The sequence below is a fragment of the Methanosarcina sp. WWM596 genome (assembly GCF_000969965.1).
Lineage (GTDB): Archaea > Halobacteriota > Methanosarcinia > Methanosarcinales > Methanosarcinaceae > Methanosarcina.
Genome location: NZ_CP009503.1, coordinates 942,058 through 963,988 on the forward strand (window position 1 = coordinate 942,058; position 21,931 = coordinate 963,988).

Below are 21,931 nucleotides of genomic sequence, written 5' to 3' on the forward strand. Positions count from 1 at the left end.
TTTTCTATTGAGTATAAAATTGTCAATTTTTTCATGTTCTTCACGCCTTTCCGAAAATTCAAATTTTTCTCTAATTCTTTTCTATTAACAATATTACAAATTTTGATAAAAAGATTACTAAATATTACTTCTTAATTCTTTATGGTACTCAAAATGATTTCGTATACGTTTAACCTTTTGCACCAGAACATGAGCGGATTCCCCAGAGTCTTCTATCTAAATCTTCTGATCTCAATTTTCTAACTTCAATTTTTAACTTTAATCTTCTAACTTTAATCTTCTAGCTTTAACTCTCTAATTTCAAACTTTAGTTAATAAGTGATAACTCACTAAAAATTCTAAACCAATAATCCGAATTTTAAAAATCGTATTAAATAGTAATATTTTTAAATTCAATAATATTACTATTAATTAATAAGTAAAGGAGATTGCTGCTATGAATGTTAAATTCTCTTTCCGTTTGACTCTTTTAATCCTGCTTGCATTAACTGTAGTTTTTAGTGGGTGTATTTCTCAAAGTTCTCCCGAAGAGTCCTCAATTAGTGAGGAAAAAAATACTGTAATGGTTCAGGATTCTGCTGGGAGATACGTTGAAGTTCCATATCCTGTAGAGAGAATTGTGGTTTTATGGGATAACCCGGCTGAAGAATTACGCTCCCTGGGTGCAATTGATAGGATAGTAGGAATCGATGCAGAAACAAAGAAAAAAGTTGACAGTGGATTTTTCCCTGAACTTGCAGATGTACCGGTTGTTGGAACCTGGGATGAACCAGACTACGAGAAGATTGCAGAACTCAAGCCGGATGTTGTCATTATGCTCTCGAGTTATCCTCCTTTGCCAGATGACGTTCAGAAGAAACTGGAGCCTTTTGGGATTGCCGTAGTCGGACTGGATTTTTATATGGTGGATTACTGGGGCCGAGAGGTCCGAACCCTTGGGTTCATGCTTGATGAGGACGAAAATGCTGATGCATACATACGCTTCTTTACTGAGGAATGGGCGACGGTAAAAGAGCGGACACAAGACATCCCTGATGACGATAAAAAGAAAGTTTATTTTGAAGGGCTTGAACCACATTTGACCTACGGCGGTGCAGACAACGGATGTGGAATTCCCGGAATGGTCCGAGCTGCCGGAGGAATAGACCTCTTCCCTGAAATTTCAGCTTACTCTTTTGAAGTTGATCCGGAAGAAATTTCCCTCAGAAACCCGGATGTAATCTTGAAGGGTACAGTTTCTGGATATTTAAGTAACACATCTGAGTTTTCGGAGATTCAGCAAGAAGTGGCAAGCAGGCCGGAACTTGCGAGCACGAATGCTGTGATAAATGGTGATGTATTTGTTATCAGCTGGGATGTCGCAGCCGGTTCCAGAAAAAAGTTTGGCCCGATGTACCTTGCAAAAGCCCTCTACCCGGAAAAATTTGAAGATTATGACCCGGATCTTATCACCAAAAAATATCTGGAAGATTATCAGGGAATAAATTATCAGGGGATTTATTTCTACCCTCAGCCTGAGTGAAGCTGCAGAAATAAACCTTCATAATATTCCAAAAAGCTAACCCGACGTCTTAACACCCAGATTTTAACACCTGACCATGTCTCTAAAAGAAGAATATTCGGGATTTATTGAGCGGAAAATTTCGTTCCTTCTTGCCAGTTTCACATTTCTTTTAATTTTATTGACGTTTGCAGTTACTGTAGGGGCTGCTGAACTCGGTATGAAGGATGTCTTTTTTGCAATAATCGCCCGTTTTTTTTCCCTGGATGTCAGCGACTTCACTTATGGAGTGGTATGGCATCTGCGGCTCCCTCGCTTGATTCTGGGGGTTGTTGCCGGAGCCGGACTTGCAGTGTCAGGCTGTGTTATGCAGGGCATTACAAGAAATCCTCTTGTGAGCCCTTTTACGATAGGTATCTCCTCTGCAGCAGCTTTTGGGGCGTCATTGGCAATATTTTTAGGAACCGGACTTGCCGGCGGAGGGCAGTTGTTTGTAGTAGCAAATGCTTTTGTTTTTGCTCTTATTTGTGCTTTCACAGTTTTTGGGCTTGCAAATCTTAGAGGTTCTTCGCCTGAAACCCTGGTACTTGCAGGTATTGCAATCTCGTATCTGTTCAGCGCTCTGGCAGCAGTTCTCCAGTTCTTTGCATCTGAAGAAAAGCTGATGGCAATGGTTCACTGGAGTTTTGGGTCTCTCACAAATTCAGGGTGGGATTCGATTGCAATTATCTCGTTTACAATGCTTTTTACTTTTCCGGCTCTTATGAAGTATTCGTGGGACCTCAATACTATGATGCTTGTTGATGACGAAACAGCAAAGAGCCTTGGAATCCACACTTCAAGGGTTAGAACAACCCTTCTCATACTATCATCATTGATTACGGCCACAATAATATCCTTTACAGGAGTTATCGGTTTTGTAGGCCTCGTAGCTCCTCATGTAACTCGTTTTATTCTTGGAGGAGACCACAGGTTTCTTTTGCCCGGCACCTGCATTGCAGGTTCGATTCTTGTAATTGCTGCTGATATTGCTGGAAGATGTCTAATCCCTCCGATAGTCTTTCCGCTCGGAGTCGTGATTTCTTTTGTAGGCGTTCCCATGTTCGTATACCTTCTGATGACTGAAAAGGAGGAGTTCTGGAAATGATGGATAAACAGGTCTCTATGAAGGAAAAAAAGATCTCCTTTTGTAGCGATGTCAGGCTTACAGGGATTTTAAGGTATCCTGGGAGTAGAGTAGGCGAGGAGGAAAATTTTCCCGCTGTATTGCTGAATCACGGAACACTGGAACAGGATAAGGACGGCAATACTCTCAAACATCCAGATGGCAGAAAGGTTTACAGTAAGAATTTTTTCCTTGAAATTTCCAGGCACCTTTGCAGGGCAGGCTTTGCAACATTTTCATGGGATAAAAGGGGGATCGGTGAAAGTGAATCTGGAAATAGTGATAGTTTGTCCGTGGTAAAAGATTCAAAAAGTGCTCTGGACGCATTGTGTGTTCAGGATTTCATCAATGAAAATCGAATTGCAGTTTTTGGTCAGAGTGCAGGGGTTTATACAAGCTGCCTGCTTGCAAAAGATGACCTTCGACCAAAGGCCTACATTTTATCCGGAGGACTTTATAGGGACTGTAGTGAGATGATTGCTTTCAATTATCTAAGGCCTGTGGAATATGCCCGGAAAAGCTCAGAACATCTGAAATGGGTTGAAGAAAATGACCTTTTTGGCCTAGTCCTCGGTTTGAATTTGTCGTTGAGGAAAGAGGCCATGAAAGCAGGAAATAAGGAATACGTGGTGGCATACAGAGGAAAAAAATGGACAATACCACTTGACACACTATTTTTTGATCCTGATTATGCCCCTCGGAAACAATTTCGCTATATAGAAAAACCTGCACTTGTGATCCACGGAGAATACGACCTAAATGTCCCTCTTGAGGATGCATATATGATTGAAAGGGAACTTAGAAGCAGAAGTGTTTCTGTTGAGCTTGTTATAATCCCGGGTTCTGACCATAGCTTCCAGAAGGTACCGGAAGATGAAGACGAAAGGCTCAAAGAAAGGATGTCTCTTGAATGTTTTAAGAGGCCTTACAATGAGGAATATTTCAGGGTAATTGTTAATTTTCTTAAAAGAAATCTTTGATGCTGGGAGTGAACTTCAATGCTGGAGCTGAAAAATCTTTCCTTTGGGTATAAGGAGAAGAAAACTCTGAAGAATATAAATATGTCTGTTAACTCAGGAGAAGTTGTTGGCATCATCGGACCTAATGGAAGTGGGAAAAGCACGCTTCTTAAATACATGAACCTGATCCTGGAGCCTGAAGGGCGTATCTTTCTGGAGGGTGTAGAACTTCAAACTCTAAACCTAAAAGAAATTAGTAAGATAATTGGTTATGTGCCCCAAAACATTCAGGTTTCCTCCTTCCCGATAAAAGTCTTTGATGTGGTTTTGCTTGGAAGAAGACCATACATTAGATGGAATATTGGGGAGAAAGATCTTGATCTCGTTTCAGAGATATTCTCTTTATTAAATTTAGACGATCTGAGTATGAGAAATTTCAATGAATTGAGTGGTGGAGAAAGGCAAAAAATCCTCCTGGCAAGGGCTCTGGCTCAGGAACCCAAGGTCCTTCTACTTGATGAACCTACAAGTAGTCTGGACGTAAAACACCAGCTTGAAATAATGGATATTATTCGGAACCTTTCCAGAGAGAAAGTCCTTGCTGTTGTGATTGTTTTGCATGATCTGAATCTGGCAAGCAGATACTGTGATAGACTCATTTTGCTCAATTCGGGACAAATTTTTGCAATGGGAACACCTGAAGAAATTCTAATAGACTCCAATATAAAGACGGTTTATAAAGTTGATTCAGAGATCAGTTATAGCAAAAAAACAGGGTCAATTACGGTTCTTCCTATTTCAAGTTATTAATTTTAAGCAAACAATCTTAAACTGATGTATGAAATTATGAGCTTCATTAAATCCCCGCAGCAAGCCGCGGGGAATATTCTACTGAAATAAACCTGCTATAGAGACGCTTTTTCGTCAGTAAGCTTCTCTATTGCAGGGGTAGTTCACCATGAGAAATATCCATATTTTAAACAGGTTTTAAGGGGATTTTATCAGTGAATTGCATCGTAGGCACATTCACCATGCATAGATATATCCAGGCCTGCAAGCTCTTCTGCATCTGAAACTTTAACCGGAGTTATTGCATTTATGAGCATCAGCATAATGTAGGTAAATATAAATGCATAGATTGAAGCACCTGCAACAACCACGAGTTCTTTGATAAAGAACGCAGTGCCACCGTAAAGCAATCCGTTAGATCCTGCCGGATTTATGGCGGTTGAAGCAAAGACTCCAAGGAGAATTGTTCCTGTTACTCCTCCTATTCCATGAACTCCCCATACGTCCAGGGCATCGTCCCATTTCATCCTGTTTTTAAGATGTACCGCAAAGTAGCAGACAATAGCTCCGATGATACCCATTAATGCAGCCACATGTAAGGAAACAAGGCCTGCTGCAGGGGTAATGGTCGCAAGACCTGCAACAGCTCCTGTCATAAGGCCTACAAATTTTGGTTTTTCTTCCCTGATCCATTCTATTATCATCCAGGTAATAGCTGCAAAAGAAGCTGCTATGTCGCTGTTAAGGAACGCAAGTGCGGTAATTCCGTCAACGTTGAGTTCACTTCCAGCGTTAAAACCATACCAACCAAACCAGAGAAGTGCAGTTCCTATAGCCATTAAGGGGATATTGTTTGGTTTAGAATCTTTATACTTCCTTGAGCCCACGTAGAAGACTGAGGCAAGGGCTGCAAATCCGGCTGTCGCATGGACCACGATGCCGCCTGCAAAATCAATAACTCCCATATTTGCAAGCAGGCCGCCTCCCCAGATCATATGGACAAAAGGGTAGTAAACAAAGAGCTGCCAGACGATAAGGAAAATAATGTAAGCCTTAAAAGTAATCCGATTTGCAAATGCTCCGGTAATCAGGGCCGGGGTAATGATTGCAAACATCATCTGATAGGCCACGAAGACAAGTTCGGGGAATCCAGCGTTTCCAAACATAACAGTCGGGGTAATTCCATTCAAAAATATTTTGTCCAGGTTTCCTAAGATTGCGCCTTCTCCTCCGCTGAAGCACAGAGAATATCCTACGAAAAACCATAAAATAGTTGTCAACCCGAGAGATACAAAACTCTGCATCATAATTCCTAAAATGTTTCTCTTACAGGCAAGCCCTCCGTAAAAGAATGCCAGACCGGGGGTCATAAGCATTACAAGACTTGTCGCAAGCAGCATAAAGCCTGTTGAACCAGTATTTAACATCATTCCATCCCATCTACTTTTATATGATAACTAGGAAGCCTCAAATCTCTTACCTTTTTCCTAGTTTCCTTTATTTAAACTAATCGATATTGGTTGCCTTGATTATGGCATATAGATATGTTTAAATATATTAGATCAGAAGTAAGTTACCTATTGGTGGTCGCAAAGAGATATGTATTAATTAAGAAGTAATTCGGAAATAAGTTACCTACTGGTGGTCGCAATGAAATATGTAATAGCAATAATAAGACCGGAAAGGCTTGAGTCGGTCAAACGAGAACTTCAGAAAGTCGAAGTAAACCGGTTGACAGTATCGGCAGCTTCCGGATACGGTGCGCAAAAGGGGCATCTGGAAGTCTACAGGGCACTGGAACTTGAAGTAAATCTCCTTGAAAAAATAAGGCTTGACATCGCAGTAAATGATAATTTTTTGGAACCGACGATCGCTGCGATCCAGAAAGGGGCAAAGACCAATAGCGGTCATATCGGGGACGGCAAAATCTTTGTTCTCCCACTTGAAGATGTCATCAGGATCAGCACAGGTGAAACCGGATCTGATGCTATTTGAGGTGAGGTAAAAATGGCTATTGTAGCAGCAGATCTTGTTTGGGTATTGATTTCATCCGCGCTTATATTATTCATGCTTCCAGGGCTTGCTTTTTTCTACGGTGGGATGGTCAGGCGTAAGAATGTCCTTAGTAGCATGATGCACTCCTTTGCCGCAATGGGTGTCATGACCATAGAATGGGTGGTAATAGGTTATTCTCTTGCTTTTGGAACCGGAAACTGGTTCATAGGCGACCTTGAACACGCATTCCTGCGGGGAATTGACCTTTACTCGGTATCAGGTACCATTCCCACATATGCATTTGTTGTGTTTCAGGGGATGTTTGCTGTAATTACGCCTGCTCTTATCTCCGGAGCCATTGTCGGGCGTGCTAAATTCAGTTCATACATCGCTTTCATAGCCCTCTGGGGGCTTATCGTCTACGCGCCTGTTTGTCACTGGGTCTGGGGCGGCGGCTTTCTTACTGGAGAAGCCCTTGACTTTGCGGGCGGCACGGTTGTCCATGTAACATCAGGTATCTCCTCCCTTGCAATTCTGGTCTTCCTCGGAAAGAGGAAGGGGTACGGCATCGATTCGATTAAGCCGCACAATGTTACCCTCACCCTTCTTGGTACAGGGCTTCTTTGGTTTGGATGGTTTGGGTTCAATGCCGGATCGGCTCTTGCCGCAAATGAGGTTGCAGGTCTTGCATTTATTACAACATTCATTGCACCCGCAGCTGCAGGCCTTTCCTGGATGGCGATAGAATGGATGTCCACTGGAAAACCAACAGCCCTGGGGTTTGCTACAGGCATCCTTGCGGGACTCGTCGTAATCACTCCCGCTGCTGGTTTTGTCACGCCAATGGCAGCTCTAGTAATGGGTTTAATTGCAGGGGTTATATGTTATAAGGCTGTGATGCTCAAAGGCAAGCTCGGGTATGATGACTCACTTGATGCTTTTGGAGTCCACGGGGTTGGTGGAATAACCGGCGCTATCTTAACGGGAGTGTTCGCAAGTGTGGGTGCCACAAGTCTTCTCCTTGGCGATTCGCACCAGTTGTTCATCCAGGTCGAAGGAGTTATTATTACGATTGTTTATGCGGTTGCTTGCACACTCATAATAGGATTGGTCCTCCAGAAGACCATCGGGTTCAAGGTTTCTGAGAGTGAAGAAAACATTGGGCTTGATAAGACACAGCATGGAGAATCCGCATATAACATTTGAGTGCAGGTAAATCTTTATCCGTACTTTTAATTTTTCTTCTCCTTTTTTTCAACCTTTTACCTGCATTCTTTTTTTGGTTTTTTTGTAACAATTCAGGTAGCCTTTGAAAGGCTACAATTTTTCCTCTTTTCGAGGAAAAATTGCATATAAATTGAATCCTATTTTGTTTCGTTATTATGCTTACACGTGAAGAGATCCTCGTTATCTATGAAGCTGGTCCTGAAGCTGTAATTTCTGTAATCCAGAGACTTGAAACTATCATAGAAGAACAAGCTATTCGAATTGCTGAACTAGAAGAACGTGTAAGGATTTTAGAATCTCGCTTAAATCAAAATAGCAGAAACAGCAGTAAACCTCCTTCTACTGACTTTTTAGTCAAAGAAAAACCTAATCCCAAGAGTCTCCGGAAAAAGAGTGGGAAGAAACCTGGAGGTCAAGAAGGTCATCCAGGCACAACTCTTGATATGGTTAATGATCCTGATTAGGTAATTGAACATTCTTTGACCTGCTGCAAAGAATGTGGACATACTCTTGAGGATGTTGAAGTTGAAGCTTATGAGAGAAGACAAATTTTTGATATTCCTCCTGTAAATCTAATTGTTACGGAACATCGAAGTCAGATTAAGACCTGTACTCACTGTGGAAAATCAAATAAAGCTTCTTTTCCAGAATCTGTGAAATATCCCGTCCAGTATGGTCCTAATATTTTAGCTTCAGCAATTTACTGTAAAAACTACCAGTTTATTCCCTACAAAAGGATTTTAGAGTTTTTTGATGACGTTATGGGGATAAAAATCTGTTCTGCTACGATAATCAGAGCAGAAAAAGAATGCTTCCGGAATTTAGAGGAGTTTGAAAATGTGAGTCAGGAGAGGTTAATAACTTCTCCTGTAATCCATTGTGATGAAACTGGGATGAAAATTGAAGGAAAAAGGCATTGGCTTCATGTAGCTTCTAATGACAAATACACCTGTTATTTTGCTCACTCAAAAAGAGGATCAGAAGCAATTAATGCCATGGGAATTCTTCCAGAGTTTAAAGGAATAGCAGTTCATGACGGATGGAAACCCTATAACAGTTATGAATGTGATCATGCTCTTTGCAATGCTCATCTCCAGAGAGAACTTACTGGAATTGAGGAGAACTATAAACAGCAATGGGCTAAAGAGATGAATGAACTGTTAACAGAAATGAAAAAGTATACTGATGAGTGTAAAGAGCAGGTCAAAGATCTGGACTTTGAGCAAATTAAAGTGTTAGAAGAAAGGTTCGATGCTGTAGTCATGAAAGGGATTGAAGAAAATCCACCTTCTCTAAACCCTGAAAAACAAGGAAAACGTGGTAAAAATCCAAAAACAAAAGCAAGGAACCTACTTGACAGGTTTATAGAAAACAAAAAACAGATCCTGAGATTCCTCAATGACTTGAGAGTTCCGTTTGAGAATAACCAAGCAGAAAGAGACATAAGGATGATGAAATTACAGCAGAAAATATCAGGAACTTTCAGAACTATACAAGGAGCGGAAGCTTTCTGCAGAATTAGAGCTTATATCTCAACCATTAAAAAGAACGATTTACCTGTTATAGACGGTATTCTCGCGGCGCTCAAAGGAGCACCGCTATTATTCTGAGAATTTCAGCATTTTGCTGAAAAAACATACTTTTTTATCAGTGGCTGAATAGTTACGTTTTTTTTAGACTTTTTTGGTTTCTTTTAGACTTTTTTAGTTTCTTTTAGATTTTTTTCTTAAGTTCCTTCCATAAGAGAGCTTTTATTCTTTAAATCAAATTTAGAAGTATGTTCGGAGAAATTGGAAGCGTAAGAAACGAGGCAGATGAAACTTCCCTGCAAATTCTCTCCCTTTTCAGGGAAAGCATAAGCGAAATCCGCCTTAATGAGCCTGAAGTCGTATCAGCATATTTCAAAGAGGACTATTCACATTATATTGTAGTGCACACTCCTCTGAATATCCGGTTCCCTGAAAAAAAGGAGACGTGGAATTTGCGCTTTTGTAAGGATGCCGGAGTTTCGGTCGTGGAGCTGGTCGTAGCCGATACAGGCAGTGCTTACGTACGGGGCCTGATGGCAGTTAACGGGTCAAAGGTTTATGCTATCCTTCCTTTTACATCAATAGATGCCGAAAAAGCAAAAAATGCGAAGTTTCCTGAAGACCGCATGGCTCGCGTGAGGGCACAGGTGCTTACCGATGTGATTCCCGGAATAAAAGGGGGAACTATCCTTGATATTGGCAGCGGTTTTGGAACCCTTACAATGGAGCTTGCAAAAAATAACCCTGATTCCCAGGTCTATGGCCTTGATCTTCACGACTCCCTCACAGGGCAGGCACAGATGAATGCAGAAGTCCTTGGTATCGAAAACGTTGAGTTCAGGACCGGGAGTGCCTATGCCCTGTCTTTTGAAGAAGGTTCGATGGATGCAGTTACCTGTTTTTTGATGCTTCATCACCTTGAAGACATTAAATTCGCTCTTTTCGAAATTAAAAGAGTGCTGAAAAAAGGCGGGTTATTAACTGCAGTTGAGCCGCTGGCACATCACCACCACCACGGCCCTCAACTCTCGGAAGCTGCATGGAAGGAGCTTTTTGAAGATGTGGGTTTCAATGTGGAAACGGAAAATCTGGAAGGAGCAGTTGCCCTTAAAGCCGTAAAACGAGAATAAAATCCTGTAAAAGATGATGAATCAAGAAAAATAATCTCAAAAATGGATCGAAAGACTGTCAGGCACATGAATGTATCTCCTGTTACCTTTCAATCCATTCTTATACATTGCCCTATTTACTGATAATCGATACCTTGCTCAATCCTCTAATCTGTTAATATTTTGAAAATCTGTTAGGGAATGGACGCAATTTGTCATGATGCCTCACTTAACAATTTGTACTATTGATGTGTCGGATTTTATATTTTGGCATCTGTGTATAATATTTTAGTCTTCCTGTAAAAACTGCTTATATGCCCCACAATAATACTTATCTAATTCTTTTGTACACATAAATGAATCCTCTTTATACAAAGCACATTCCGATATGTATTCACATCTGGTGTCAAAGATATTCATTTTTTCAAAAACTGTGTCCAATAACTTCATATGTAAGTGTACTCTTTTTATATATTTATATTTACCCCACTGTATTTCCCCATAATAAATCACATAAGACTGTTTTCAGGGACAGCAGGATGTAACCCCTAAAACGGTATGCTTAAAATGTGGATGTGAAAATCTAAAAATAGCCTGGACGCTTGAAATTCGGAAGTAAAGGCGGGTAGGATCATGCTACCCCAATTCAGCCTGCGACCGTCTCGCAGCTCACTACTCTAAACCATAAATTCGTCCTCTTGAGCGCAGCGAAAAGGACCGCGTACTGTTGCGATTACATCGCAACTCCCAGAAAATCTTCGATTTCCTGCGATCCCAAAGCGCAATTCGGGCGGCGCAACTCGGGCAGTCAGAAGACGATCATATCCGAGGCTCTGAGCCTGACCATGCATTCGTCTCCGGTACCTATTTTTAATGATTCAAAGACATGGTTTGCGACCTCTACCTTCAGGACGTCCTCGCTTTCTTTAAGTATCAGGGACATGATCCGGCTGGTGCCTTTGTTCACCACGTTCATTATTACCCCGTCGAAGAGGTTTTTCCTCCCTTCCTGTAGGATATGCATATTCCTCCTGTCCACAAGCTCGACATTCTCAGGTCGAATGCCCCAGCTGACCCTGTCTCCTGCCTTGCGTTCGATGTAGGGAGCGGTAATTTCCGTTCCAAGGGACCAGAGGAAGGTACATTCGGCTCCTTTGCCATGGCCTCCGATCACGGCATTATCAAAGAGGTTCAGGAAACCCACAAGTTCAGCCACATAGCGAGTTTTTGGGTGGTAAAAGACATTCTCAGGGGAACCGATCTGCTGCACCCTGCCCTCGTCAAAGACTGCCATTCGGTCTGCCATGGTAAAGGCTTCGACAGGGTCATGGGTAATGAATATCACAGGAATCCCGAGCCTTTTCTGGATCGTCCGCAGTTCTTTTCTCAATTTCAGGCGAACTACGGTGTCTAGGGCTGAAAATGGCTCGTCCAGGAGCAGGACTTTGGGGCCCGGGGCAAGGGCGCGGGTAAGTGCAACTTTCTGTTTCTGGCCGCCTGAAAGTTCGTCCGGGTATGCAAACTCAAGTTTTTCTATCCCCACAAGACCCAGCATCTCGTTTACCCTGTCCGTTTTTTCCATGGAGCTCAGGCCTTTTAGCCCGAACTCGATGTTCTGGCGCACGTTCATATGCGGGAAGAGGGCATTTTCCTGGAACATGTACCCGATTTTTCGCTTCTGGGGGGGCAGGTTTATTTTTTTCCTGCTATCAAAGTACACGGTACCGTTAATCTTTATAGTCCCTGCATCCGGGTTTTCAAGCCCTGCAATGCAGCGGAGAGCCGTGGTTTTTCCTGATCCGGAACAGCCGAACAGGACCACAAAATCGGAATCGGCATCAAAGCTGCAGTGCATTGAAAAGCTGGGGTTTTCACCTTTCTTTTTCCTGTTTTTCCTTTTGTAGAATTTCTTTTCAATGTCAACTTCAACAGTCATCCCTACTCTCACCTTTTTTTCATCGTTCTCCCAGTTTGCTGGTGGCTGCAATCGTTATAAGGGATATGGCAACTAGGATAATCACAAGCATGTTCGCAAGTTCATTATTTCCTGACTGGTATGCTCCGTAGATGGAAAGAGGCATGGTGCTGGTCTTTCCCTGGATATTTCCTGCGACCATCAAGGTTGCTCCGAACTCTCCGACAGCCCTTGCGAAACTCAGGACGCAACCTGCAATGATACCTTTCTTTGCAAGGGGCAGGGTTATGAAGAGCGCAGTTTCGAATTCACTTCTCCCCAGAATACAGGCAGCTTCCTCAACACTCCTGTCTACTGCCCCGATGGCGGAGGTGGTGGTCTTAACCATCAGGGGCAAAGAGACAACAAAAGCCGCAATGGCTGCTGCCTGCCAGGTAAAGAGGATGCCATTCCCCGTAATTTTGGTGAAGATGCTTCCTAAAATTCCGTTTTTTCCCAACAGGATAACAAGGATATACCCTGTTACCGTTGGGGGAAGAATCATGGGCAGGGTAATCATCGTGTCAGCTATCCATTTCCCAGGAAACTCCCTTTTTGCCAGTATATAAGCAATTATAATCCCCAGAATCGTCACAAAAAGGGTTGCAATGATGGAAATTTTGAGGGTAAGTAGAAGTGGGGACGCGATTAGTTGAAAGGTTTCCATCAAATCCTTCCCATTTTTGTGTTTTTTCCGGGTCTTAGAGTTTAAATCGCTTTCGGATTTCTCGTTCGCATTTTCTGTTTTTTATTTCTTGATTCGGAGTTATTTGATTCAGATTTATTTGATTCAGATTTATTTGATTCAGATTTATTTGATTCAGATTTATTTGATTCAGATTTATTTGATTCAGATTTATTTGATTCAGATTTATTTGATTCAGATTTATTTGATTCAGATTTATTTGATTCAGATTTATTTGATTCAGATTTATTTGATTCAGATTTATTTGATTCAGATTTATTTGATTTAGAGTTATATGAGTCCGGAGCTATTATGCCGCTTTGAAGCCGTATTCTGTCAGGATCTCCTGTCCTCTGGTTCCGGTTACGAAATCAACGAATTCCTGCGCTCCTTCCTTATTTGTTGATTTGCTTAACACTGCTATGGGGTAGGAAATCGATTCGCTAACCGGGACCATGTACGTTATTTCATACATGTCTTTCCGGCCGCTTTCGGCATCTGTCATGTATACGAATCCTGCATCGACTTCTCCTGTCTCCACATAAGTGAGTACCTGTTTTACATTTTCTGCAAGGATGACTTTGCTTTCAAGTTCTTCCCAGACTCCGGTGTCTTCCATTGCCTGCTTTGTATACTTGCCAACAGGTGCACTTTCAGGGTTTCCGATTGCTATTTTTTCCACATATTCTGCAGTCAGGTCTTCTAAGGACTTCGGGGTTTCAGCTCCGTTTTTCTCAGGTACGACCATTACGAGGGTGTTTGCTGCAAAATTCTTTCTTGAGCTGTTTTCAATCAGGTTTTCCTCCGAGAGGAGGTCCATATGGGCCTGGGAAGCCGAAGCGAACACATCAATAGGGGCTCCCCCTTCAATCTGCATCCTCAGGGTACCCGAACCTGCGAAGTTCAGTTCCACCTTCGTGTCCGGATTGGCGGCTTCAAATTCGCTGGTAATGTCAATAAAAGCCTCGGTCAGGCTTGCTGCAGCCGAAACAGTGATGGTGGCCGGCTTTTCTTCTGTTCCCAGGGATACTCCGAAGAAGGCTACTATCCCAAGGCAGAGGGCAGCTGCAAGTATTGGAAGTATCAGCTTTTTTGCTTTACTTTCGTTCATGCTCCCTCTGCGCAATCATCTTTTGTTCCCTGGCCGGTATATGCAGCCGGTTCTATCTGTTCAGGTGCGGTGAAAGTATCAGTAGCTTCAAGGATGGTGTTGGTTATCCTGTCCAGAAGTTCCAGGGCTCCCCTGTATCCTACAGTAAGGATGCGCTGTGCGCCTACTCTGTCGTGGATTGGCAGACCGACCCTTACAAGAGGAATATCGTGTGCTTTGGCAATGTATCTCCCGTTTGAGTTCCCTATCAGGATTTCGGGGTTGCATTCGCTGACTGCGTCGTTGAGGCTGTCAAAGTCAATCCCGTCCAGAGCCACAGGTTCTAGTTCCGGCCTTATCTCTTCAAAGATTTGTTTTATTTTCTTTTCAAAGTCCCGGCTTTTGCTTCCGGTTGCTACCAGGACGGGGTTCATTCCGAGTTCCAGCATGAAAGTCGTCAGGCTAAATACAGTGTCCGGATCTCCGTAGACGGCTGCCTTTACCCCGTAAAGGTACTTGTGCACGTCCACCATAGCATCAAGGAGCCTTCCCCTCTCTTTCTGATATTTCTCAGGGATAGGGCAGCTAAGGATGCGAACCAGTTCCGTAAAGTAAAGGTCGGTGTTTGAGAGTCCTATGGGGATGGGGACATTGTGTCCGGAAACCCCGTGGGAAGCTTCAAGGTATCTCACAGCCAGGTTTGTGCTGACAACACCCAGGCCAAGGCTTGCTCTGCTGTTGGACATGTCGGCAATTTCGGAAAGTGCAGTGCCTCCCGCCGCTATTTTGGGGAGTTCTTCTCCCAGGGGTGCGTCAAAGGTTTCGGAAATGTCCGGAAGGAATATGTAATCTCCTGCAGTCTCTGCAAGGATTTCTTTGAGTTCCCTCACATCAGCCGGGGAGACGCTTTCGACCGGAATAAGGTTGAGTTTGCTTTTCAGGACTTCTGTCATGTCAGGATTTTTTGCTTCCCCGACGTTTTCCTCTGCCTTTTCTTTTTCCAGGGTTTCCGCATACTCTATAATTTCCAGGTCTTCCATATAATCCAGGAACTCGATGTCTTCCAGGATTTTTGTTTTTTCTGGATCTTCCGGCTTTTCTGTAAACTTCCTGACAATGGCATCCAGGGCTTTTATATAGCCACTTACATGGCTTTCTCCATAGCTGGGAGTGGAAACGGAAATGATTATGATGTCTTTTTCGAGATCGTCTCCGATCCCCTCTTCCTCTTTAAATTCCCTGATAATTGCAGGTACGTCATCGCCAATTGTTTCGGCAAGGCAGGTGGTTGCAACGCCTATTACCTTCGGTTTGTACCTGTTGATGACGTTTCTAAGTCCCTTTTTCAGGTTTTCCCTGCCTCCATAGATTGCTCCCTTTTCACTGAGGGAGCTTGAGGCAATATCTACAGGTTCTCTGAAGTGGTGGGCAAGGTGCAGGCGCATATAGGTGCTGCAGCCCTGCGAGCCGTGGTAGAGGACCATGGTATTTTCAATCCCTTTAAAGGCAAGGGCACTTCCCATGGGCTGGCACATAACACAGGGGTTCACGGTCGTATAGTTTCTTTTAGTCATCTCATCGCTTCCTCATACATGGCTCTCAACTGCAGCATCCGACTTGGAGTGTAAATACCCCGGTTTCAGGGATTCGGGTTCAAGTGTCCTCTGCCTGACAGCTTTCCAGACAGGACTGTTAATGGAGGCATCCACTTCCCGTGCGAAGTTTACAAAGCCGTCAAAGCCTTCAAATTCCATCACCCTGTCGTGGTTGAAGTCGCAGAATGCAACTCCCAGCTTGTATGCGATAAACCTCTCTTTCACGCCTGCAACCATCAGGTCAGCTTTCTGTTTCACGAGCAATTCGGCAAGTTCCAGGGGGTTTGCATCGTCTACAATGACCGTTCCATCCCGAACAGAATAACTGATCTGCTCGTAGTCTTCCTTTTTCCCGGTCTGGGTCCCGATGATGACCACTTCCATGCCAAGTTCCGCAAAACCTTTGATAAGCGTGAGGGCTTTTGCAGGTCCGCCCATGTAGATGGCGGCCTTTTTTCCTTTGATCCTCTCTCTGATCCGGGAAATGTCAGGCATTATCCGGTTCGTTTCTGTCTCCAGGATTTCTTCTGCTATCTTTTTCATCTCTTCGGAGTCAAAGTATTCCGCAGTCTTTCGAAGAGCAATGGAAATGTCTTCGATTCCGAAGAAACTTATTGTCTGGTATGGAATCCCATACTCTTTCTGCATCCATTTTGCAAGGTAGGCCATTGACCCGCTGCATTGGACGAGGTTGAGGTCTGCTTCCGCTGCCCTCGTGATGGATTTGGCAGTCGAATCTCCGGTCATGGAAACTATGACTTCGATTCCCATCTGCTCAAAGAGGGGTTTTACAAGCCAGACGTCCCCGGCTACATTGAAGTCCCCGAGGATGTTAATCTTTGGTTTTCTGATTTTGGGGTTTACCCCGGGCTTCTTTTCTGCAGTTTCCTCTTCCGGTCTTTTGATAAGCTGCTTTAAGGCATCACAAGCTGCCTTGTACCCGTCGGACTTGTTGCCTTTGAAGCCTTCGGACTTTACGGGGAGTACCGGGATATTGTGCTTCTGACTTGCTGTTTTGCATACGGAATCAAGGTCATCCCCAATAATTCCTACAATGCATGTGGAATACACAAAGATCACCGGGGGGTGGTAGATGCCTGCCAGTTCGTCGATTGCATTTGAGAGCTTTTCCTCTCCTCCGAAGACGATATCGATTTCTTTCATGTCCGTGCTGAAACTGCTGCGGTTTGTTTCAATTCCACTGGACTTTGCACCCCTGATGTCCCAGGTATAGCCTGCACAGCCGATTGGGCCGTGGACCAGGTGAACTGCATCAGTTACTGGGTTTAAAACAACCCTGGCTCCCGAATAGACGCAAGCCCGCTGGCTGATGGCTCCTGCCAGAGAATTGTTGTCGCAGGCAAGGGGTATTGTCTGCCCCTTTTCTTGCTTTCTGGTGATGTATGGTTGCCTTTCTTCGAGAGTATCCACTATCCCGGTTTTCTCTTTCATCTATTTCTCCCCCTTACTGCTTCTGCTTTTCTGATTTGCAGCGGCTGGTTCTCCAGTTATTCTGATTTTCTCAGTTCTCTTCTGAAAATAGTTATTTTGAAGTCGGGCCCTTACTGGATGGTTTCAAGCAGCCAGTCTGGCGCATCTCTGTCTTTCCTGTCAAGCAGGGTGTTTCCTATGCGCTCCACCAGTCGTGCAGCTCCGGCGTACCCCATGATTGGGAAGTAGTGCAGGTTTGCCCTATCCATGATCGGGAAGCCTACTCTGACCAGGGGCACATCCTCTGCCCTTGATATGAATTTCCCGTATGTATTGCCGATTAGGAGGTCCACGGGCTTTCGCTTGATGATCTGGTGGAGCATGAAGAGGTCCCCACCCGAGATTATATCGGCGTCCGGGTATTCGGAACCTATGAGTCCTTCTACTTCTTTCTCAAACTCTGAGTTCTGGGTTCCGGTGAGGACAACACTCGGTTCCATGCCCATTTCCAGCACAAGGCTCGTAAGCCCTGAGAGTATGTCCGGATCCCCGTAAATGGCTACCTTTTTTCCATGGTAGTGGGGGTGGGCGTCAGTCATCATGTCTACAAGTCTTCCCCTTTCGTCTTCGAGTTCGGGGGGAATCGCCACGTTGGCAAGTTTTGCCGCGTTCATGACGAAACGGTCAGTGTTTCTGATTCCTATGGGGGTGGGCCCTACTCTGGCAGGGATCTTGAAACGGCTTTCAAGGATCTTTGCTGCAGAACCTCCTGCCATCTTGCAGGCCGCAATGGTCCCCAGGGAGTTTGCGGAATCTTCGATGTCTCCGATCGGGGTCCCGCCTTTGGGGTAAAAGGTATGTTCTTTTGTCAGGGGTGCATCAAAGACATTCGTGGTGTCCGGGAAGACAATACTGGAAATTCCCATTATCGAGAGTATACGTTTGATTTCCCTGATATCTGCAGGTTCTACAAAGCCGGGGATGATGTTGAGTTTCCCGTTTGGCTTGGTTTTTTTGGCAAAGGTAGTTACAAAAGCCTTTACCATGTTGTCATAGCCGGTTATGTGAGTACCGACATAACTTGGAGTGGAAGCTGCACATATTTTGATGGATGGGTCAATAAGCTCTTCAGCACTCACATCTTCTAAGATGACTCCAACATCGTCTCCAATGGTTTCTGCCACACAGGTGGTGTGAATGGCAATTACTTCAGGCTGGTATACGTTTGTCAGGTTGACGAGAGCTTCCTTCAGGTTTGCAGCTCCTCCGAAAACGGCTGTCCCCTCGGAAAAACTGCTGGTAGTCGCCAGTGCAGCCTCTCTGTAATGCCTGCTCAGGCACATACGCAGGTAGGAAAGGCAGCCCTGGGACCCGTGGCTGTGGGGCATACAATTGTGCACACCGAGAGCCGCATAAACGGCTCCTATTGGTTGACAGATTTTTGCAGGGTTGATAGTAATGGCTGAACGTTCCACTTCTTCACATGGGGTATAATCAAGCATTTTTTACACCTCTTTACTTTTTTGTTTTACTCCGCTTCTTCGCCTTTCCACGGTGGGTTTATGAATCTCCAGGTGGGGCTGTGAATAGCCATGTCAATATCCCGTGCGAAATTCAGGACTCCGGAAAAGCCTGTGTAACGTCCGCTGTAATCATAGGAGTGGATCTGCCTTGAGGGGACTCCTAATTTCTGAGCCCAGTATTTGTCCTTAATCCCGGAACAGAAGACATCGGGTTTGAGGGTTTTTACGAGGAATTCGGTTTCATGATGGTTAAGGTCATCAACAACAATGGTTCCATCCTTCATTTCGGGGAAAAGTCCCTCGTATTCCATGAGCCCGATTTTCTCTTTCAGTTCTGCAATTCGTTCAGTGCTAATGGAAGGCTTGAAGTTTTCTTCTCTTTCGTAATGTACATCCTCAAGAATGGATCCAAGGGCTTTTTCCTTTATTTGTGGAATGATCTGTCTACCTTCATAGTCGTCTCTGTGGGCGAACTGGTAGCCTGCAACAACAACCTTCATGCCAAGCTCTTCAAAGAGGTTTATATAGTGGTGACTCCTCGAGCCTCCGGCATAGATGAAAGCGGTTTTTCCCTGGAGTTTTTTTCTGTATCTTTCGATTTCATCCGCATATTTTGCTTTTTCTTCAGCAATGGTTTCCTCGGTTTTTCGGGTAAGTTCCGGGTTGTCAAAGAACTCTGCCATTTTCCGCAGGGATTTTTCAGTTCCTTTCGTACCGATGTAATTTACCTTCAGCCAGGGGACTCCGTATTTTTCTTCCATCATCCTGTTAGTGTAGTTGATAGAACGGTGGCAGAGCAGGATACTGAGTTTTGCTTGATGGGCCTGCGATATTTTGTGGAATGATCCGTCCCCGGTTAAACTTGAGATAATTCTGTACCCGATTTTTTCAAAAATAGGTTTGACTTCCCAGAGGTCTCCTCCAATATTGTATTCTCCAAACACATTTATGTCAAAGGGAGTGGGGTCTTTGATATCCTCTGTCCCAATCAGGTGTTCCATCAGGGCATTGCTTGCGATGTGGTGACCTGCCGACTGACTGACTCCCCGGTACCCTTCGCAGCGGGCGGGAATTACTTTGATCCCGTGCTCTTCTTCAGCTTCTCTTGCAACAGATTCTATATCGTCTCCGATAAGTCCTACAGGGCAGGTCGCACAGATGGTGATTGCGCCCGGATTGAAGATTTTTACAATCTCATCAATGGCCTTTTTGAGCTTTTTTTCTCCTCCAAAGACGATATCGGTTTCCTTCATATCCGTGCATACGGAATAATTCATAAAGTTGTCTTCGCCTTCTTCTGCCCTGGCAAGGTTTCTCCTGGTTCCCCAGGTGTAGTAAGCACAACCTATGGGGCCGTGGACCAGGTGGACCATATCCTTTATAGGCCCGAAGACTACACCCTTGGTACCTGCAAAGGCACAGCCGCGATTTGTGAGGATTCCGGGAATTACTTTATCGTCGGCCTCGATGTGCTGTTCGGTGGAACAGTCCCTGACAACGAGATGTTTTCTCCGGTTTCTGGCAGCCTTTTCAGGGAGCGCCTTCAAAATGTTGTCAACAATAAGCTGTTTTTCTTCAATTTCTGCTCCCATTCTTACATCAACTCCTTGTTTATGGTCGCTTCGCCGCTTTCTCCGGTCCGGATACGGATTGCTTCAGTGATGTTTGATACGAAAATCTTTCCGTCTCCTGCATTTCCGGTCTGGTTAACCTCTATGATTTTTTGGACCACTTCACTTACGTTTTCATCATCCACAACGATGGTTAACATACGTTTTGGAATGAAACGAATGCAGGTTTCTGCTTCCTTTTCCGGATCTGGCAGAGGTGGATTAAATTCAAAGCAGAGTCCTTTTTGTTTTCCGCGGCCCATGACCCTTCTTACGGTAAACGAAGGAAAACCGCATCCAAGCAGGGCATTTTTGGTTTTCTGGACCTTGTTCATCCTGATTATTGCCGTAATTTCTTTCATGGGGATTTCCCTCCAAAAAACCGGTTTTAAAGCCCGGTTTTTCCCGTCCTTATGGTATATGCTTCTTCCACGGGGTTTACGAAGATCCTTCCATCCCCATACTTCCCAGTTCTTGCAGCTTCCGTTATGGTCTTTATAACTTTGTCCTTGTGTTCGTCTTCGACTACCATCAGAAGCATGGTTTTCTGCAATTCGTCATAGTGGATGTCTGCAATGTGAATCCCTTTTTGCTTCCCCCTTCCAAAGACTTCCATTTTTGTAAGGGAAATACAGCCCTCTTTTTCCAGGCACTCGACAACCTTTGATTCCATTTCCGGTCTTATGACTGCTCTTATCATTTGCATCGTTTTCATCTCCTCTGGGTTTCAACAGTTACAGCTCAACGATTCCGAATTCCACCATCATTGCTTCTAACTCTTCCATAGGAAGCGGAGTTGGGACCACGAGGTCGGTGTTGCTCTGGACGTTGTTGGCGAGACTAAGGTACTCTTTGGCTTGGTCACATTCAGGGTCAAAGTGAATTACGGTTTTTCTGTTGATCTCTGCCCTCTGGACAATGTTATCTCTGGGCACGAAGTGGACCAAATGGCTTCCCAGTTTCTTTGCGAATGCATCTAGGAGTTCACGTTCCCCATCCACGTTCCTGCTGTTGCAGATGATTCCTCCCAGACGGGCTCCACCTTTGGCAAACTTAGCAAGCCCTTTGCAGATGTTGTTTGCTGCATAGATGGCCATCAGTTCTCCACTGGCCACGATGTAGATTTCCTTGGCTTTCCCTTCGCGGATAGGCATGGCAAAACCTCCGCACACGACGTCGCCAAGCACGTCATAGAATACATAATCAAGATCTTCGGTGTATGCCCCCAGATTCTCGAGCAGGTTGATTGAGGTGATTATTCCTCTGCCTGCACACCCTACTCCGGGTTCAGGCCCCCCGGACTCCACACATTTGATGCCTCCAAAACCGGGTTGTACCACGGCGTCAAGGTCTACTCCCTCATCCCCTTCACTTCTGAGGGTGTCAAGTACAGTCTTCTGGTTCAGGCCACCAAGCAGCATTCTGGTAGAGTCTGCTTTCGGGTCGCACCCTACAAGAAGAATTTTGTGTCCCATGGTTGAAAGGGCCGCAGTCAGATTTTGCGTGGTAGTGGATTTTCCAATACCTCCTTTTCCGTAGATTGCTATCTGTCTCATTGTATCAAACTCCTTTTATTTAATTAACTAGGCAACCGGAAACCGGTAACCTTTGTACTACTTATTATTATTTATAGTTATCTCCTAATTGAAACTATTTTTTATTCGTCTTTACTGCTTGCCTTTTTCCAGAGAAGGCTTACAATAAAACCTGTTCTGTAGAATATTAAAACAAAAACTCCTTCGCAATTCTTCATTAACGGAAACCGGCAA

At 44.3% G+C, this 21,931-nt stretch carries 19 protein-coding genes and 1 pseudogene; 8 read left to right on the top strand and 12 right to left on the bottom strand.

Annotation, left to right across the window (positions count from 1 at the left end; genetic code table 11):
• Positions 1 to 436 precede the first annotated feature (436 nt).
• The 4 genes from MSWHS_RS04225 to MSWHS_RS04240 all read left to right on the top strand — a co-directional run bounded on the left by MSWHS_RS04225 (position 437) and on the right by MSWHS_RS04240 (position 4,435).
• A complete protein-coding gene (locus MSWHS_RS04225; RefSeq protein WP_052722572.1) occupies positions 437 to 1,522 on the top strand; it encodes an iron ABC transporter substrate-binding protein in 1,086 nt (361 codons plus the stop codon).
• A gap of 160 nt (positions 1,523 to 1,682) precedes the next feature.
• Entirely contained in the window at positions 1,683 to 2,648 is a 966-nt protein-coding gene (locus tag MSWHS_RS04230; protein WP_231585578.1) for an iron ABC transporter permease, read from the top strand.
• Positions 2,645 to 3,646, top strand: coding sequence for a S9 family peptidase (locus tag MSWHS_RS04235; RefSeq protein ID WP_231585579.1), 1,002 nt, complete (start codon positions 2,645 to 2,647; stop codon positions 3,644 to 3,646). The genes MSWHS_RS04230 and MSWHS_RS04235 overlap by 4 nt, the downstream gene beginning before the upstream one ends.
• An 18-nt stretch (positions 3,647 to 3,664) precedes the next feature.
• Positions 3,665 to 4,435 carry an ABC transporter ATP-binding protein gene (locus MSWHS_RS04240; protein WP_048158781.1) on the top strand — a complete coding sequence of 257 codons (771 nt, stop codon included), beginning with the start codon at positions 3,665 to 3,667 and terminating at the stop codon, positions 4,433 to 4,435.
• A gap of 191 nt (positions 4,436 to 4,626) precedes the next feature.
• On the opposite strand, the gene MSWHS_RS04245 is transcribed toward MSWHS_RS04240, so the two are convergent.
• Positions 4,627 to 5,844 (bottom strand): ammonium transporter, encoded by a 1,218-nt coding sequence (locus MSWHS_RS04245; protein WP_048158782.1) that lies wholly within the window; start codon positions 5,842 to 5,844, stop codon positions 4,627 to 4,629.
• Between the two features lie 220 nt (positions 5,845 to 6,064).
• On the opposite strand from MSWHS_RS04245, the gene MSWHS_RS04250 reads away from it, so the two are divergent.
• The 4 genes and pseudogenes from MSWHS_RS04250 to MSWHS_RS04270 all read left to right on the top strand — a co-directional run bounded on the left by MSWHS_RS04250 (position 6,065) and on the right by MSWHS_RS04270 (position 10,295).
• Positions 6,065 to 6,409, top strand: a complete 345-nt coding sequence (locus MSWHS_RS04250) for a P-II family nitrogen regulator (protein WP_048126271.1) — start codon at positions 6,065 to 6,067, stop codon at positions 6,407 to 6,409.
• A 12-nt stretch (positions 6,410 to 6,421) separates the two neighbouring features.
• Positions 6,422 to 7,615 carry an ammonium transporter gene (locus tag MSWHS_RS04255; RefSeq protein WP_048126273.1) on the top strand — a complete coding sequence of 398 codons (1,194 nt, stop codon included), beginning with the start codon at positions 6,422 to 6,424 and terminating at the stop codon, positions 7,613 to 7,615.
• A gap of 176 nt (positions 7,616 to 7,791) precedes the next feature.
• Positions 7,792 to 9,246: pseudogene (gene tnpC / locus MSWHS_RS04265) on the top strand (IS66 family transposase).
• A 167-nt stretch (positions 9,247 to 9,413) separates the two neighbouring features.
• Positions 9,414 to 10,295, top strand: a complete 882-nt coding sequence (locus MSWHS_RS04270; protein WP_048158783.1) for a class I SAM-dependent methyltransferase — start codon at positions 9,414 to 9,416, stop codon at positions 10,293 to 10,295.
• 787 nt (positions 10,296 to 11,082) lie between these two features.
• Here the strand turns inward: MSWHS_RS04270 and MSWHS_RS04280 are convergent.
• The 11 genes from MSWHS_RS04280 to nifH all read right to left on the bottom strand — a co-directional run bounded on the left by MSWHS_RS04280 (position 11,083) and on the right by nifH (position 21,718).
• Positions 11,083 to 12,210 carry an ABC transporter ATP-binding protein gene (locus MSWHS_RS04280; protein ID WP_048126279.1) on the bottom strand — a complete coding sequence of 376 codons (1,128 nt, stop codon included), beginning with the start codon at positions 12,208 to 12,210 and terminating at the stop codon, positions 11,083 to 11,085.
• A 19-nt stretch (positions 12,211 to 12,229) separates the two neighbouring features.
• The gene (modB, locus tag MSWHS_RS04285) at positions 12,230 to 12,895 is read right to left on the bottom strand and encodes a molybdate ABC transporter permease subunit (RefSeq protein ID WP_048126281.1); all 666 of its coding nucleotides are present in this window, start codon (positions 12,893 to 12,895) and stop codon (positions 12,230 to 12,232) included.
• Positions 12,896 to 12,929: 34 nt separating this feature from the next.
• Positions 12,930 to 13,208, bottom strand: coding sequence for a pentapeptide repeat-containing protein (locus MSWHS_RS22205; protein WP_082088390.1), 279 nt, complete (start codon positions 13,206 to 13,208; stop codon positions 12,930 to 12,932).
• Between the two features lie 15 nt (positions 13,209 to 13,223).
• Positions 13,224 to 14,024: a molybdate ABC transporter substrate-binding protein gene (gene modA, locus MSWHS_RS04295; RefSeq protein ID WP_048126282.1), complete on the bottom strand. Its 801-nt coding sequence runs from the start codon at positions 14,022 to 14,024 to the stop codon at positions 13,224 to 13,226.
• Entirely contained in the window at positions 14,021 to 15,577 is a 1,557-nt protein-coding gene (locus MSWHS_RS04300; RefSeq protein WP_048126283.1) for a nitrogenase component 1, read from the bottom strand. Before MSWHS_RS04300 ends, modA begins: the two co-directional genes overlap by 4 nt.
• Before the next feature lie 12 nt (positions 15,578 to 15,589).
• The gene (gene nifE, locus MSWHS_RS04305) at positions 15,590 to 17,050 is read right to left on the bottom strand and encodes a nitrogenase iron-molybdenum cofactor biosynthesis protein NifE (RefSeq protein ID WP_082088025.1); all 1,461 of its coding nucleotides are present in this window, start codon (positions 17,048 to 17,050) and stop codon (positions 15,590 to 15,592) included.
• Positions 17,051 to 17,160: 110 nt separating this feature from the next.
• Positions 17,161 to 18,531 carry a nitrogenase molybdenum-iron protein subunit beta gene (gene nifK / locus MSWHS_RS04310; protein WP_048126284.1) on the bottom strand — a complete coding sequence of 457 codons (1,371 nt, stop codon included), beginning with the start codon at positions 18,529 to 18,531 and terminating at the stop codon, positions 17,161 to 17,163.
• A gap of 26 nt (positions 18,532 to 18,557) precedes the next feature.
• Entirely contained in the window at positions 18,558 to 20,144 is a 1,587-nt protein-coding gene (nifD, locus tag MSWHS_RS04315) for a nitrogenase molybdenum-iron protein alpha chain (RefSeq protein ID WP_048126285.1), read from the bottom strand.
• 2 nt (positions 20,145 to 20,146) lie between these two features.
• The gene (locus tag MSWHS_RS04320) at positions 20,147 to 20,524 is read right to left on the bottom strand and encodes a P-II family nitrogen regulator (RefSeq protein WP_048126286.1); all 378 of its coding nucleotides are present in this window, start codon (positions 20,522 to 20,524) and stop codon (positions 20,147 to 20,149) included.
• A 26-nt stretch (positions 20,525 to 20,550) separates the two neighbouring features.
• Positions 20,551 to 20,868, bottom strand: a complete 318-nt coding sequence (locus tag MSWHS_RS04325) for a P-II family nitrogen regulator (RefSeq protein WP_048126287.1) — start codon at positions 20,866 to 20,868, stop codon at positions 20,551 to 20,553.
• 28 nt (positions 20,869 to 20,896) lie between these two features.
• On the bottom strand, positions 20,897 to 21,718 hold the full coding sequence (gene nifH / locus MSWHS_RS04330; protein ID WP_048126288.1) for a nitrogenase iron protein: 822 nt from the start codon (positions 21,716 to 21,718) through the stop codon (positions 20,897 to 20,899).
• Positions 21,719 to 21,931: the final 213 nt, after the last annotated feature.

Excerpts from the sequence above, each read along its gene's own strand:
- modB (WP_048126281.1), bottom strand. The coding sequence starts at position 12,895 with ATGGAAACCTTTCAACTAATCGCGTCCCCACTTCTACTTACCCTCAAA.
- MSWHS_RS04250 (WP_048126271.1), top strand. The coding sequence starts at position 6,065 with ATGAAATATGTAATAGCAATAATAAGACCGGAAAGGCTTGAGTCGGTC.
- MSWHS_RS04240 (WP_048158781.1), top strand. The coding sequence starts at position 3,665 with ATGCTGGAGCTGAAAAATCTTTCCTTTGGGTATAAGGAGAAGAAAACT.
- nifE (WP_082088025.1), bottom strand. The coding sequence starts at position 17,050 with ATGAAAGAGAAAACCGGGATAGTGGATACTCTCGAAGAAAGGCAACCA.
- modA (WP_048126282.1), bottom strand. The coding sequence starts at position 14,024 with ATGAACGAAAGTAAAGCAAAAAAGCTGATACTTCCAATACTTGCAGCT.
- nifD (WP_048126285.1), bottom strand. The coding sequence starts at position 20,144 with ATGGGAGCAGAAATTGAAGAAAAACAGCTTATTGTTGACAACATTTTG.
- MSWHS_RS04280 (WP_048126279.1), bottom strand. The coding sequence starts at position 12,210 with ATGACTGTTGAAGTTGACATTGAAAAGAAATTCTACAAAAGGAAAAAC.
- MSWHS_RS04320 (WP_048126286.1), bottom strand. The coding sequence starts at position 20,524 with ATGAAAGAAATTACGGCAATAATCAGGATGAACAAGGTCCAGAAAACC.
- MSWHS_RS04270 (WP_048158783.1), top strand. The coding sequence starts at position 9,414 with ATGTTCGGAGAAATTGGAAGCGTAAGAAACGAGGCAGATGAAACTTCC.
- nifK (WP_048126284.1), bottom strand. The coding sequence starts at position 18,531 with ATGCTTGATTATACCCCATGTGAAGAAGTGGAACGTTCAGCCATTACT.
- MSWHS_RS04325 (WP_048126287.1), bottom strand. The coding sequence starts at position 20,868 with ATGCAAATGATAAGAGCAGTCATAAGACCGGAAATGGAATCAAAGGTT.
- nifH (WP_048126288.1), bottom strand. The coding sequence starts at position 21,718 with ATGAGACAGATAGCAATCTACGGAAAAGGAGGTATTGGAAAATCCACT.
- MSWHS_RS04235 (WP_231585579.1), top strand. The coding sequence starts at position 2,645 with ATGATGGATAAACAGGTCTCTATGAAGGAAAAAAAGATCTCCTTTTGT.
- MSWHS_RS04255 (WP_048126273.1), top strand. The coding sequence starts at position 6,422 with ATGGCTATTGTAGCAGCAGATCTTGTTTGGGTATTGATTTCATCCGCG.
- MSWHS_RS04245 (WP_048158782.1), bottom strand. The coding sequence starts at position 5,844 with ATGATGTTAAATACTGGTTCAACAGGCTTTATGCTGCTTGCGACAAGT.
- MSWHS_RS04225 (WP_052722572.1), top strand. The coding sequence starts at position 437 with ATGAATGTTAAATTCTCTTTCCGTTTGACTCTTTTAATCCTGCTTGCA.
- MSWHS_RS04300 (WP_048126283.1), bottom strand. The coding sequence starts at position 15,577 with ATGACTAAAAGAAACTATACGACCGTGAACCCCTGTGTTATGTGCCAG.